Here is a 12,928-nt window from a genome sequence, read left to right as displayed (position 1 = left end):
CGCCCTCACTGATCGCGATCCTCGAGATCGCCCTCGACGTCCAGATAGACCTGCTGCATGGCGGCGAGCACGTCCGGGTCCGGCTCGGCCCACAGCCCTCGCTCGGCGGCCTCGTGGAGCCGCTCGACGATGCCGCGCAGCGCCCAGGGATTCGACCGGCGGAGGAACGCCCGGTTCGTCTCGTCCAGGACGTACTCCTCGGCGAGCCTGTCGTACATCCAGTCATGGACGACCCCGGCGGTGGCGTCGAAGCCGAACAGGTAGTCGACGGTCGCGGCCAGCTCGAAGGCGCCCTTGTAGCCGTGTCGCTGCATGGCCGCGATCCAGCGCGGGTTGACCACACGGGCGCGGAAGACGCGGGCCGTCTCCTCCGCCAGGGTGCGGGTCCGTACGGCGTCGGGGCTCGTCGAGTCGCCGACGTACGCCTTGGGGTCGGACCCGGTCAGCGCCCGGACGGTGGCGACCATGCCGCCGTGGTACTGGAAGTAGTCGTCGGAGTCGGCGATGTCGTGCTCGACGGAGTCGACGTTCTTGGCGGCGACCTTGATGCGCCGGTAGTTGACGCGCATGTCCTCGGCCGCCGGAGCGCCGTCCAGGTCGCGGCCGTAGGCGAAGCCTCCCCAGGCGGTGTAGACCTCGGCGAGGTCGTCGTCACCGCGCCAGTTGCCCGACTCGATGACCTGCAGGATGCCGGCGCCGTACGAGCCGGGCTTGGAGCCGAAGATCCGGGTGGTGGCGCGGCGGGCGTCGCCGTGGTCCGCCAGGTCGTCCTGCACGTGGGCGCGGACCAGGTTCTGCGTGGCCGGCTCGTCGAGCTCGGCGACCATCTGCACGGCGTCGTCCAGCAGCGCGACGACGTGCGGGAACGCGTCACGGAAGAAGCCCGAGATCCGCACCGTCACGTCGATGCGTGGACGCGCGAGCTCCTCGAGTGGTACGACGACCAGGCGGGCGACCCGGCGTGACTGCTCGTCCCACTCCGGACGAACGCCCAGCAGCGCCAGCACCTCGGCGATGTCGTCTCCAGACGTGCGCATCGCGGATGTGCCCCACACCGAGAGGCCGACCGACTCCGGATAGGTGCCGGTCTCGTCGAGGTAGCGGCGGAGGAGGGAGTCGGCCATCGCCTGGCCGGTCTGCCAGGCGAGTCGGCTCGGCACCGCGCGGGGGTCCACGGTGTAGAAGTTGCGCCCGGTCGGCAGCACGTTGACCAGGCCGCGCAGGGGTGAGCCGGAGGGGCCGGCCGGGATGAAGCCGCCGTCGAGCGCGTGCAGGATCGCGTCCAGCTCCTGGGCGGTCCGGGTCAGGCGCGGCACGACCTGGGTGGCGGCGAACTCGAGCACTCGCTGGACCTCGGGGTCCTCGTGCAGTGCGGCCGCCGCGTCGGCGTCCCAGTCGGTCTCCTCCATGCGGAGCACCAGCGCACGGGCCTGTGCCTCGAACGCGTCGAGCTCGTTGCCGGTGACCGAGTCGACGTCCTTGAGCCCGAGCGCCGCGCGCAGTCCCGGCACGGCACCGCCCTGGCCGCCCCAGACCTGGGTGGCCCGCAGGATCGCGAGCACGAGGTTGACGCGGGCCTCTCCGGTCGGAGCCTCGCCGAGGACGTGCAGGCCGTCGCGGATCTGGGCGTCCTTGATCTCGCACAGCCAGCCGTCGACGTGGAGGAGGAAGTCGTCGAAGTCGTCGTCCTCGGGGCGGTCCTCGAGCCCGAGGTCGCGGTGCATCTGCGCGGCCTGCATGAGCTGCCAGATCTCGCCGCGAACAGCGGGGAGCTTGGCCGGGTCCATCGCGGCGATGTTGGCGTGCTCGTCGAGGAGCTGCTCGAGGCGAGCGATGTCGCCGTACGCCTCGGCGCGTGCCATCGGCGGGACGAGGTGGTCGACGATGGTCGCGTGTGCCCGGCGCTTGGCCTGCGCGCCCTCGCCCGGGTCGTTGACGAGGAACGGATAGATCAGCGGCATGCTGCCGATCGCGGCATCGGGCCCGCACTCCGCCGACACTGCGGCGTTCTTGCCCGGCAGCCATTCCATCGAGCCGTGTTTGCCGAGGTGGACGACCGCGTCAGCCTTGAACCCGTGCTCGAGCCATCGGTAGGCGCCGAGGTAGTGGTGCGACGGCGGCAGGTCCGGGTCGTGGTAGATCGCCACCGGGTTCTCGCCGAAGCCACGCGGCGGCTGGATCAGCAGGACGACGTTGCCGGCCGGCAGGGTCGCCAGGACCTGCTCCCCGTCGTCGTTGACGAACAGCGCGCCGGGGGACTCGCCCCACGCGTCGGCCATGGCGCTCCTGAGCGCCTCGGGGAGGTCGGTCGTCCAGTCGTCGTACTGGGCCCGCGTGATGCGGACGTGGGCCTCGGTCAGCTGGGCGTTGGTCAGCCACTCCTCGTCCTGGCCTCCAGTGGCGATGAGGGCATGGATCAGGGCGTCGCCCGCCTCGGTGTCGGTCGTCGAGGCGTCGAGGATCGCCGTCACCACGTTGTCGGCTCCCAGGTCGTAGCCGTGCTCGCGCATCGCGCGCAGCAGCCTGACCGTCGACACGGGAGTGTCGAGGCCCACGGCGTTTCCGATGCGGGCGTGCTTCGTGGGGTAGGCGGACAGGACGAGCGCGACCCTCTTCTCGGCGTTGGCGAGGTGGCGCAGACGGGCGTGGTTGACCGCGATCCGGGCGACCCGGTCGGCGCGCTCGGGATCGGCGACGTAGCGGGGAAGGCCTTGGTCGTCGATCTCCTTGAACGAGAACGGCACCGTGATGATGCGGCCGTCGAACTCCGGGATCGCGATCTGGGTGGCCGAGTCGAGCGGGGTGACGCCCTCGTCGGACGCCTCCCAGTCGGCGCGACTGCAGGTCAGGCACAGTCCCTGGAGCACCGGGATGTCGAGCGCCGCCATCCGCTCCACGTCCCACGCCTCGTCGTCCCCGCCGGCCCCGGAGGTCGCGGGCACCGAGCCGCCCGCGGCGAGCACGGTCACCACCAGCGCGTCGAGAGTGCCCAGCGCGTCGTAGAGCTCGTCGGGCGCCGAGCGGAGGGAGCCGGCGAAGATCGGCACTCCGACGCCCTGCCCGGTCTGGTCGACCGCATCGGCGAGTGCATGGGCGAAGGCGGTGTTGCCGCTCGCCTGATGCGCTCGGTAGTAGAGGATGCCGACCCTCGGCAGGGTCTCGTCGACCGGCGCCGTACGGGTGGCGATGCCCCACGCCGGGACGGCGATGGGCGCTTCGAACCCCTCGCCGGTCAACAAGACGGTGTCGGAGAGGAACGCGTGCAGGGCGGACAGGTTGGCCGGGCCCCCCTCCGCCAGGTAGCGGTGCGCCTCGGTGGCGACGCCGATCGGCACGGTCGAGCGCTCCATCAGCTCGGCACTGGGCTGCTGCTCGCCGCCGAGGACGACGAGCGGCGTGCCCTGCGCGCGGATCGTGTCCACGCCGGACCACAGGTCGTCGGGGGAGCCGAGCAGGCGCACCACGACCAGGTCGGCGCCGTCGGTGGCTTCGAGCAGCTCGTCGGCGCCCGCGCGCGACGGGTTCGCCCACGCGTAGTCGGCGCCGCTGGCGCGCGCCGAGAGCAGGTCCGTGTCGGACGTCGAGAGAAGGGCGATGCGGCTGGACGACTCGGCCACGGGGGCGGGTTCCTCCTCCGGGGTTCTCGCCCCGTCTAGCGGTCGGATCTACCCGTGGCCAGTGTCTGGCTGCGTCCCCCACAGGCTCGGGGACATCACAGTGGCGGAACCGCCCCGGAGTCTCACCGGGTTCCTGCGCCACGGGCGGTGGGCGTCAGCCTACGGGATGGGCGGACAATGGGCCGGTGCCCGATCCGTTCTACCTGACCCGGCACGGCCAGTCGGAGTGGAACGTGCTCCGGCTCACCCAGGGTCAGACCTCCCACCCTCGGCTGACGGACCTCGGCAGGGAGCAGGCGGTCCTCGCGGCGCTGCGGATCAAGCGCGATCTCGGCGGAGCGGCCGTGTCGCGGATCCTGACCAGCGATCTGGTGCGCGCCGTCGAGACCGCGCAGATCATCGCGACGATCGCCGGCGGCGCCGTCGAGGCCGATCCGCGGCTGCGCGAGCAGGCGCTCGGTGCGCTCGAGGGCAAGACGTACGACGAGACCTGGGCGGCCGCCGAGGCCCACGAGTGGAGCGATCCGACCCTGCCCGTGGCCGGCGGCGAGTCGCCGGCCGACGTACGCGACCGGATGGCCGCTGCGCTGGCCGAGGTGCCCCGTCGGGGCCCGACCGTGCTGGTCTCGCACGGCGATGCGATCCGCGCCGCCGTGGGACATCTGAGGGGCGAGCCCGCACACCGGACGACGTGGGTCGAGGTCCCCAACGGCGCCGTTGCGCGCGTGGACACCGCGGTCACCTGGCTGGACTGACTGGACTGACTGGGCGCGGCGCTCACCGGCGGACGCGCTCCACGGCAGCGCGGCACTGACCCGGGACGGCTCGGGAATGGCGGGCATGGCAGGGTTTTCCTGCCCCGGCCTTCATGTGCCCGTCATGCGCACACGCTTGGTTGGGCCCGAACCGCATGACCAGGAGGTGGCGATGACCGCGGACGCCGAGAGGGTCGATCCGGTGCCCACGACGACTCGCCAGAGCGAGCCGGAGGCGCGCTGGATCGTGCCGCTGCTGGTGCTCGCCGGCCTGTTCGTCACGCTCGCCGCGGTCCGGTCAGCGTTCGTGGGGATCCCGCTGAAGGATCCGCACCACTCCATGTTCGGGTCCCGATTCGGGGTCTTCCTGCTGCTCCTGGTGCTGCTCGCGGTGCTCGACGCCTGGTGGCGGCTGCCCCGCGGCGGCCGCAGCCCACGGGCGGTGCTCGCCGGGCTGCAGCGCAAGTGGACCTGGCGCCGCACCGCGCTCTCCCTGGTCGCGCTGCTGTCCTACCAGGTCGTCTACTTCTCCTACCACAACCTGAAGAGCTGGGATGTCTTCAACGCCCCGCGCGACTCCATACTGCTGCACTGGGACAAGGTGATCTTCTTCGGGCACAGCCCAGCGGTGCTGCTGCACGACCTCTTCGGCCAGCACGTCGCCGCGTGGGTGCTGTGGGCGATCTACGAGGCCTTCGGCATCCCCGAGACCGTTGGCCCGGTGGCCGCGATCGTCTTCGTGGAGCGGCTGCGCGACGGCTTCGTGTTCATCGCTGCGGGGATGTGGGTGTGGATCCTCGGAGTAGGCAGCTACTACCTGATCCCCACGCTGGGGCCGTTCTGGTCGGCCCCGAAGGACTTCGCGGGCCTCGCGCACACGCCGATCCAGGACGACCAGGCCCACCTGCTGGTGCAACGCGCACACCTGCTGGCCCATCCGCATGCGGCCGACTCCTGGGCTGCAGTGTCCGCGTTCGCGAGCCTGCACATCGGGGTGACGGCGCTGGTGCTGCTGATGGCGAGCTACTACCGATTGCGTCGTACGACGATCGTGATGCTCGTCTTCCTCATCGGTACGGCGTTCGCCACGGTGTACTGGGGCTGGCACTTCGCCGTCGACGACGTCGCCGGGCTGATCATCGCCTTCCTGGGCGTGCGCTTCGGACGCTGGATGATCTATCCCAAGGGCGAGGCCGCCGCCGCTCCGTCCGTGGCCGGACCCCCGCGGCATCTGGTCGACGAGCCCGCGCGGCTGGTCAGTCCCGAAGCGCTGCCGTCCTGAGCCGGGACGTGGCGCGTCTGCGGGCGCCGCGTCCGGCGGGCGCGAGGCTGACTCGCACCTCTGCCTGCTGGTAGGCGTCGTCGGTCTCGTCGAGCACCCGTTCCCAGTCGAGGTCGGGTCGGACGGCGACGTTGTGGGCGGCCATCGCGCGCCTGGTGGCCGGGCGGGTGGCCAGATGGGTCAGGGCGTGCGCCATCTCCGAGTCATCGAGGCAGAGCATCCCCTCGACCCCGTCGAGGATGAACTCCCCGACGCCGCCGCTGCGCATCGCGACCACGGGCAGCCCGGCGGCGCGCGCCTCGAGGGCGGCGATCCCGAAGGACTCCCGGAAGGCCGGCGCCACGTGCACGTCGGCCTCGGCGTAGAGATCGCGGATCTGGCTGCGGGTGAGGTAGCCGGGCAGCTCGACCCAGTCGGTCATCTGGTGCCGCTCGACCGCGGCCGCGACCGGCCCGGCCAGCGGACCGTCCCCGACCAGCACCGCGCGCAGGGGTACGTCGGCCGGGACGCTGCGCCGGACCTGCGCCAGAGCGCGGACCAGCTCGAGGGGTCGCTTGCGGCCGGCCAGCCGCATCACCGCCACGATCGTCATCGGACGCTCGTCGGACGGGACCGCGGCGTGCTCGCGCCACCAGTCGACGTCGACGGCGTTGGGCACCACCAGGACGTGTGCGCCCGGCAGGGCACTGCGCACGTCACGCGCGGCTGCCCGGCTCACCGTGGTCCACACCACCGGCCAGCGGGACCAGCCGGACAGCGTCCGCACGGTGCGCACGACCGCAGGGTTGCCGCCCCACATCGAGTGCACGGTCAGCACGCAGGGCAGGCCCGCTGCGGCGGCCCGACGAGCCACCAGGGTCGCGAACGGGGACACCACCGACAGGTGGGCGTGCACCACGTCGTACTCATCGAGGCGGACCGGAAGTCGTGCCGCCAGGAGGCCGTACGGCGTGCTGCGCGGCACTCGGGCGACCTGCACCGGACCGTCCGGCAACGGGTCGTGGCCCCGCCTCGCGGGGGTGGTGGTCAGCACGGTCACGTCGTGGCGGGCCGACTGTCGGCCGGCGAGGTCGTCGACGAAGACCTCGATGCCGCCGACCCGCGGGTGGTAGACGTCGGTGACGTGCAGGATCCGCATCAGGCGATGCCCGCCGTGCGTCGGACCCGTCGGGCCCACAGCCAGCCGCCGAGCCAGGCTCCGCCGACCGGGATCTCGAGCGCGTAGGTGATCGCTCGGTAGAGCAGCACGCCCGCCGCGACCGCGGTCGGGTCGCCGCCGAGGGCGATCAGCACCCCGGCGGTCCCGGCCTCGGTGATGCCGGTGCCTCCCGGCGTGATCTGGGCAAGTGTGAGGATCCGCTCCACGGCGTACGCCGCCAGCACTGCGGCGATGCCGAAGGTGTTGCCGACGGCGGTCAGGCAGGCCGCGAGCAGCAGGGCCTGGAGGACGGCATAGCCGACCATGCCGGCGGAGAGCTGCCACCACTTGCGGCGGACGACCTCGGCGACCCGGTCGCGTGCCTCGAGCACGTGGTGGGTCAGCGCGGCGGGGTCGGCGTGGCCGCGGAGCAGCCGTCGGACCGCAGCGAACAGGTGCACGAGGGGACGGGTCACGGCCTCGGCGTGCCGACGGCTGACGATGCCCACGGCCAGTGCGACCACGGTGGCGCCGAGGACGCTCGCGGTGATCACGGCGACCGTGCGCAGGCCGGGGCTGACCACTCCGCCTTCGAGGATGAGGGCGATCAGTGCGACCGCCGGCAGCGCGAGCTTGAGCATGAAGTCCCAGATGTTGCTGACCAGCAGGAAGGCGGCGAACGCCGAGGTGTCCGCCTTCCACGACCTGATCATCACGTAGTTGAGCGTCATCCCGGCGGCGCCGCCGAACGGGACCACGTTCGAGACCGAGCTGCCGGTGAGGTTCAGGGTCAGCGCCCGGCGGGTGGTGAGGCCGGGCAGTGCGGCGGTCAGGACGAACGAGTGCGCCACGAGGCCGGCGGCCCACAGCACGAGGAGGCCGGCCACCCACGTCGGTGGCAGCGCGGCGAGGGTGTGACCGATCGCGGTCAGAGTGGTGCCCAGCGCGCGCGGCAGCACGTAGCCGAGCAGGCCGAGTCCGGCGGCCATGCCCAGGACGCGCAGCACGCGAGTACGGGTGCGGCTGCGCGGCGTCGGCGGCACGCCATCAGTGGGCGTGGGGGGAGCCGTGGGCTCCGGCCGCTGCAAGACTTGGGTCGTGTCGTTCACGCTGGTCGCCTTCCATGCCCACCCCGACGACGAGTCGCTGCTGACCGGAGGCACCCTGGCCCGCGCCGCGGCAGAAGGTCACCGGGTCGTGCTGGTGACGGCGACTGCCGGCGAGGCCGGTCTGGCCGACGACGCGTCCACAAGGTCCGGGCTCGGGGAACGCCGCCTCGCGGAGCTCGACCGCGCGGCGGCAGCGCTCGGCTGCGCTCGGGTGGTGCTGCTGGGATATCCCGACTCGGGCAGTGACACTCCGACGTCGTCTCCGGGCGGCCCGGTGCCGTTCGCGCTGCTCGACCCGGCCGGACCGGCCGCGAGGCTCGCAGCGGTGCTGGACGAGGAACGAGCGGACGTGCTGACGGTGTACGACGAGCACGGTGGCTACGGCCATGCCGACCACGTCCAGGTGCACCGAGTCGGAGTGCTTGCCGCCGAGCTCGCCGGGACACCGGTGGTGCTGGAGGCGACAGTCGATCGCGACCTGCTCGGCAGGATCGCCCGGCTGATGGAGGTGATCCCGGGGCTGGCGCGGCTGGTGCCACCCGGCCGGTTCGCGAACTGCTACACGGCGCGGTCGGATCTGACGCACCGGGTCGACGTACGTCGGCACCTCGGCGCGAAGCGTGCGGCGCTCGCGGCGCACCACAGCCAGACCGGCGGCGGCCGGTCGATCCGGACGGTCGCTCTGCTGCTGCGACTGCCGCGTCCGCTGCTGGGTCCGGTGCTGGGACACGAGTGGTTCCGCGAGCGCGGTCGCCCGAGGGCCGGTGCACTGCTCGACGACGTGTTCGAGACCCTGCGCTGACCCGCATCGGCTGCCTCCCATGGACCTTTCGCACCCAGATTCCCACATCCAACCTGACGGAAGCATGAATGGGGGGCGACACCGCGAACCGGGTCCCGTGGTGCGCACCGTGGTGGCCACCGCGAACATCCGCGACGGGTTGGGCCGGCGGGCCGCTCGGGAGGCCCTCGCCGGTGTTCTCGCGGCCGGTCCGGACCTGGTCGGGCTGCAGGAGTGGGGACCGGGTCGGCTCGGGCTGCTGCGCGAGCACGGCAGGGTCGGGACCGCTCCATCGATTCCCGGCCTCTGGGCGCCCGGCACCGGGTCGTCGTACCTCTGGAGCGTGCCGGTCGTGGGCGACTGCGTCGTCGGTGCGCGGGCCGATCGCTACGACCTCGTGGACAGTCGCCTGGTGCCGCTGAGTGCCCCGGGCCGCGGCGAGAATCCCGACCGGTGGCGCGGGATCGAGCCGGGGCGGCTGTTGACCAGCGCTGTCTACCGTGACCGTGCGAGTGGCCGGACGGTGTGCCTGCTCTGCTTCCACCTGGTGCCCGGGGTACAACGCGGGGGGAGGTACCGCTGCGACCGGCCGCTGCTCGTGGCGCGGCACCGAGCGGAGGTACGCCGGCTGCAGACCGTCATCGACCGGGAGCTGGCCCGCGGTCGGGTCGTGCACGCCGTCGGTGACTCGAACTTCGACGGTCTGCGGCTGCGGGGCCTCACCTCTGCATGGCAGGGCCGCGAGGACGGGCCGGGGACCCTGGGACCGCGCCGGCAGGTGGACGATGTGCACGGCCCGGGCCCCGCCGCGGCGGTGAGGATCCTGGAGAATGCGTCCGATCATCGTGCGGTGGTGGCGACCCGCGAGGTCGGTTGAGGCGCCGGCCGTCGGGTGAGGCACCGGCGGCGGTGACGATCGCGTCGGTGGGGGGTCAGGCGCCGGCGGCGGTGACGATCGCGTCGGTGACGAACCCGGCGACCATTCCCAGCAGGATGCCGTAGGAGAGCAGGTCGGCTCGCTTGGCGCGGCTGGCGACGCCGATCAGCTGGATGATCACGTAGAGGATCGAGCCGGCGGCCAGGGAGAGGAACACCACGCTGAGTGGCTCGCTGGTGAAGCCGTGCCCGATCACGGTGCCGACGAAGGTCGGGCCGCCGCCGATCAGGCCGAGGGCGAGCAGGAAGCCCCAGCTCGGGCGCCGGGCGACGCCGTCGTCGTCGAGGTCGCCGGCGAGCGGCGCGACGATGCCGAAGCCCTCGGTGGCGTTGTGCAGGCCGAAGCCGATCACCAGCATCAGCGCGAGGGCGATCTCGCCGCTGGCGGCGGACTGGCCGATCGCGAGGCCCTCGGCGAAGTTGTGCAGACCGATGCCGACGGCGATCAGCAGGGCGAGCCGACGGGCCTTCGGCCAGGCGGCCAGGCCGCGTGGGGGGACGACGGCTACCGGCATCGCGCCGGGGCCCTGCCCGGTGGTCGCGGGCACACCGACCTGGCTGGCCATCCAGCGCTCGTACCAGACCAGCGCGAGCAGCCCGACGGCCACGCCGGCGAGCATCAGCAGGCCGTAGCCGACGGCGGTGCCGAGCTCGCGGTGACCCGCGTGGGTCTCGGCCAGGGCGCCGTCGATCGGCTCCCAAGCGGCGGAGAGGACGTCCCAGACCAGGAAGATCAGCACGCCGATGGCGATCGCGTTGAGGAACAGCCTCAGTCCGGCCGCGGGGCTGCGCAGCCGGCCGACGGGCAGTCCGAGGACGATCGTGCTGCCCGCGATGAGGCCGAGCAGCAGCGTCGTGGACAGGCTCACGGAGGTCTCCTTGGAAGGAAGGGCGATGGGGGCGGGCAACGCCGGGCTAACCCGCAGGTAAGCCTAACCTCACCTCGTTCGCGAGGATCGCCGGGTCCACGAGCCGGTCCGGACCGGATTGACTTGGTCGAACATGTGTTCGATCATCGACGGATGACCGCCAGCCCGCTCCCGACCCGCCCTCGCGAGGGTGCCGACGGGACCGTCGAGGCGTTGCGAGCGCGGATGCAGGGCATGCAGGACGGCGTCCGCCGGCTCCCGGTGCCGACCCCTCCCGAGCTCGCCGGGCTGGTGCAGCTGCGCACCGGCGGCAGCTATCAGGTCGACAGCGCCGCGCTGGCGCTGCTGCTGCTCGCCGCGTCCTCGCGGGCCGGGTCGTGGACCGCGATCGTGGGCGTCGACGACCTCGGCATCGAGGCCGCCGAGGAGATGGGGGTCGACCTGGGTCGCACTGTGGTGGTGCCCGACCCCGGAGACCACTGGCTGGAGGCGGCCGCCGCCCTGGTCGACGCGCTGCCCGTCGTACTGCTCCGGCCGCCGACGGGAGTCACCGCCCGCACCGCGAGCCGGCTGGGCGCCCGGCTGCGCCGACGCACCTCGACATTGCTGGTGCAGGGCGCCTGGCCGGGCTGTGAGGCCAGCCTGTGGGTGGCCGGGTCGCGCTGGGACGGCGTCGGGGAGGGCAGCGGCCGGCTGCGGTCCCGTCAGGTCGTGGTCGCCTGTCGTCGTGGGCAGGCGCCGGTGCGGCACGCCGAGCTGTGGCTCCCCACACCCCCCGAGCACGCCGAGACGTCCCCGATGTCACCCCGACACGTCTCCGATGTCACCCCGACACGTCAGGAACGGCGGACCGGATGAGCCCGCGGGTGCTGGTGGTCTGGTGCCCGGACTGGCCGGTGGTCGCCGCCCTCGCCGAGGAGGAGCTCTCCCGGCAGCTCCCGGCGGCGGTGTTCGCGCGCAACCGGGTGGTGGCCGGCAACGCCGCCGCCCGTGCGGAAGGGGTACGACGAGGCATGCGGCGCCGGGACGCTCAGGCCCGCTGCCCGGGGCTGGTGGTGTGCGACGCCGACCCGGCCCGGGACCTGCGTGCCTTCGAGCCGGTGCTGGCCGCGGTGGAGCGGCTCCGGCCCGGCGTCGCCCCGCTGCGACCGGGGCTGCTGGCGGTCCGCTCGCCGGGCCGGTTCTACGGCGGCGACGAGCATGCTGCCGCCGTCCTCACCCAGGAGCTGGTGGAGCAGGGGGTCTGGGACGTGCGCACCGGCGTCGCCGACGATCTCTTCACCGCCGAGCAGGCGGCCCGGCAGGCCGGGGTGCAGGACTGCGTGGTGGTGCCCGAGGGGGGCGCGGCCGACTTCCTGCGCGGGCTGCCCCTCGAGGTGCTCGCCGACGGGCCCGAGGGCGCCGAGATGGTCGGGTTGCTGCGCCGGCTCGGCCTGGGGGTGCTGGGCGACCTCGCGGCGTTGCCGGCCGGAGACGTGCTCAACCGCTTCGGCCGTCACGGTGCCCGGCTGCACCGGCTCGTCCGCGGAGACGCCCCGGCACCGCTGCCGACCAGGACGCCGCCCCCTGAGCTCGCCTGCGAGATCGCCTTCGAGCCGCCGCTGGAGTCCGCCGAGGCGGTCTGCTTCAGCGTCCGGCGGACCGCCGAGCGATTCGTCGCCCAGCTCGGGGAGCGCGATCTGGTCTGCACCGTCGTCGACCTCGCCGTGGAGACCGACCGGGGCACGGTCACGTCCCGACGATGGGCGCACGCACGCTGGTTCGGGGCCGCTGACCTGGTCGACCGGGTGCACTGGCAGCTGCAGGCGGTCGGGCCGGCGCGAACGTCCCCACCCGGACACTCCGACGTGCTCGACGGGCCGGTCGCTCGGGTGCGGTTCGCGCCCGAGACGGTCGAGCCGGCCGGGGACCACGCAGACGCGCTGTGGGGCGGCGGCACCGACGACCGGGTCGAGCGGGGGATCGCGCGGGTGCAGGCGATGATCGGGTACGACGCCGCCTGCCGACCGGTCCGGCAGGGTGGCCGGGCACCCGCCGACCGGCAGGCCCTGGTGCCGTGGGGGAGTCGGCCGACCGGGCTGCGGTCCGCACTGCTTCCCTGGCCGGGCAGCGTGCCGCCACCGGCCCCCACGCGGGTCTTCGCGGAGCCGGCCCCAGCAGCGGTGGTCGACCTCACCGGCCGACCGGTCCGGGTCAGCGACCGCGGCGTGGTGAGCAGCCCGCCGGCACGGTTCACCCCCGGCACGCCGTACTCCCGTGAGGAGCCGGTCGCGGCCTGGGCCGGTCCGTGGCCGGTCGAGGAGCTGTGGTGGGAGTCCGGCGGTCCGGCCCAGCTGGTCGCCCGCTTCCAGCTGGTCGGCGCCGACGGCCGGGCATGGCTGCTGCGCGTCGACGCCGGCGGTTGGTGGACCGAGGCCAGCTATGACTGAGTGGGGCGCCTG

At 73.1% G+C, this 12,928-nt stretch carries 10 protein-coding genes and 1 riboswitch; of the genes, 6 read left to right on the top strand and 4 right to left on the bottom strand.

Annotation, left to right across the window (positions count from 1 at the left end):
- Positions 1–5 precede the first annotated feature (5 nt).
- A complete protein-coding gene (gene cobN / locus Q9R13_RS10720; RefSeq protein ID WP_310961172.1) occupies positions 6–3,617 on the bottom strand; it encodes a cobaltochelatase subunit CobN in 3,612 nt (1,203 codons plus the stop codon).
- Between the two features lie 39 nt (positions 3,618–3,656).
- Positions 3,657–3,775, bottom strand: a riboswitch (cobalamin riboswitch).
- A 27-nt stretch (positions 3,776–3,802) separates the two neighbouring features.
- Between cobN and Q9R13_RS10715 the strand changes: the two genes are divergently transcribed.
- Together Q9R13_RS10715 and Q9R13_RS10710 are read left to right on the top strand one after the other, a co-directional pair.
- The gene (locus tag Q9R13_RS10715; protein WP_310961171.1) at positions 3,803–4,372 is read left to right on the top strand and encodes a histidine phosphatase family protein; all 570 of its coding nucleotides are present in this window, start codon (positions 3,803–3,805) and stop codon (positions 4,370–4,372) included.
- Positions 4,373–4,544: 172 nt separating this feature from the next.
- Complete coding sequence (locus Q9R13_RS10710) at positions 4,545–5,654, top strand: phosphatase PAP2 family protein (protein WP_310961170.1); 1,110 nt, start codon at positions 4,545–4,547, stop codon at positions 5,652–5,654.
- Here the strand turns inward: Q9R13_RS10710 and Q9R13_RS10705 are convergent.
- Both Q9R13_RS10705 and Q9R13_RS10700 read right to left on the bottom strand, forming a co-directional pair.
- Positions 5,629–6,792, bottom strand: coding sequence for a glycosyltransferase family 4 protein (locus Q9R13_RS10705; RefSeq protein ID WP_310961169.1), 1,164 nt, complete (start codon positions 6,790–6,792; stop codon positions 5,629–5,631). The two genes, Q9R13_RS10710 and Q9R13_RS10705, sit on opposite strands and share 26 nt — an antisense overlap.
- Entirely contained in the window at positions 6,792–7,901 is a 1,110-nt protein-coding gene (locus tag Q9R13_RS10700) for a lysylphosphatidylglycerol synthase transmembrane domain-containing protein (protein WP_310961168.1), read from the bottom strand. The genes Q9R13_RS10705 and Q9R13_RS10700 overlap by 1 nt, the downstream gene beginning before the upstream one ends.
- Between Q9R13_RS10700 and Q9R13_RS10695 the strand changes: the two genes are divergently transcribed.
- Together Q9R13_RS10695 and Q9R13_RS10690 are read left to right on the top strand one after the other, a co-directional pair.
- Positions 7,891–8,703, top strand: a complete 813-nt coding sequence (locus Q9R13_RS10695; protein ID WP_310961167.1) for a PIG-L deacetylase family protein — start codon at positions 7,891–7,893, stop codon at positions 8,701–8,703. The two genes, Q9R13_RS10700 and Q9R13_RS10695, sit on opposite strands and share 11 nt — an antisense overlap.
- 64 nt (positions 8,704–8,767) lie before the next feature.
- Positions 8,768–9,559 (top strand): endonuclease/exonuclease/phosphatase family protein, encoded by a 792-nt coding sequence (locus Q9R13_RS10690; RefSeq protein ID WP_310961166.1) that lies wholly within the window; start codon positions 8,768–8,770, stop codon positions 9,557–9,559.
- Positions 9,560–9,614: 55 nt separating this feature from the next.
- Here Q9R13_RS10690 and Q9R13_RS10685 read toward each other — a convergent pair whose 3' ends face one another.
- Positions 9,615–10,487 carry a ZIP family metal transporter gene (locus Q9R13_RS10685; protein WP_310961165.1) on the bottom strand — a complete coding sequence of 291 codons (873 nt, stop codon included), beginning with the start codon at positions 10,485–10,487 and terminating at the stop codon, positions 9,615–9,617.
- Between the two features lie 153 nt (positions 10,488–10,640).
- Between Q9R13_RS10685 and Q9R13_RS10680 the strand changes: the two genes are divergently transcribed.
- On the top strand, positions 10,641–11,345 hold the full coding sequence (locus tag Q9R13_RS10680; RefSeq protein ID WP_310961164.1) for a hypothetical protein: 705 nt from the start codon (positions 10,641–10,643) through the stop codon (positions 11,343–11,345).
- Positions 11,342–12,916 carry a DNA polymerase Y family protein gene (locus Q9R13_RS10675; protein WP_310961163.1) on the top strand — a complete coding sequence of 525 codons (1,575 nt, stop codon included), beginning with the start codon at positions 11,342–11,344 and terminating at the stop codon, positions 12,914–12,916. Before Q9R13_RS10680 ends, Q9R13_RS10675 begins: the two co-directional genes overlap by 4 nt.
- Positions 12,917–12,928 lie beyond the last annotated feature (12 nt).

The organism is Nocardioides marmorisolisilvae, from assembly GCF_031656915.1.
Classification (GTDB): Bacteria; Actinomycetota; Actinomycetes; order Propionibacteriales; family Nocardioidaceae; genus Marmoricola; species Marmoricola terrisoli.
The sequence above is the reverse complement of the archived record's forward strand: the minus strand, read 5'-3'. Positions and strand labels throughout refer to the sequence as shown.

What these genes read in the sequence shown, in the direction of transcription:
- Q9R13_RS10705 (WP_310961169.1), bottom strand. Translation starts at nt 6,792, where the DNA reads ATGCGGATCCTGCACGTCACCGACGTCTACCACCCGCGGGTCGGCGGC.
- Q9R13_RS10690 (WP_310961166.1), top strand. Translation starts at nt 8,768, where the DNA reads ATGAATGGGGGGCGACACCGCGAACCGGGTCCCGTGGTGCGCACCGTG.
- Q9R13_RS10675 (WP_310961163.1), top strand. Translation starts at nt 11,342, where the DNA reads ATGAGCCCGCGGGTGCTGGTGGTCTGGTGCCCGGACTGGCCGGTGGTC.
- Q9R13_RS10680 (WP_310961164.1), top strand. Translation starts at nt 10,641, where the DNA reads ATGACCGCCAGCCCGCTCCCGACCCGCCCTCGCGAGGGTGCCGACGGG.
- Q9R13_RS10710 (WP_310961170.1), top strand. Translation starts at nt 4,545, where the DNA reads ATGACCGCGGACGCCGAGAGGGTCGATCCGGTGCCCACGACGACTCGC.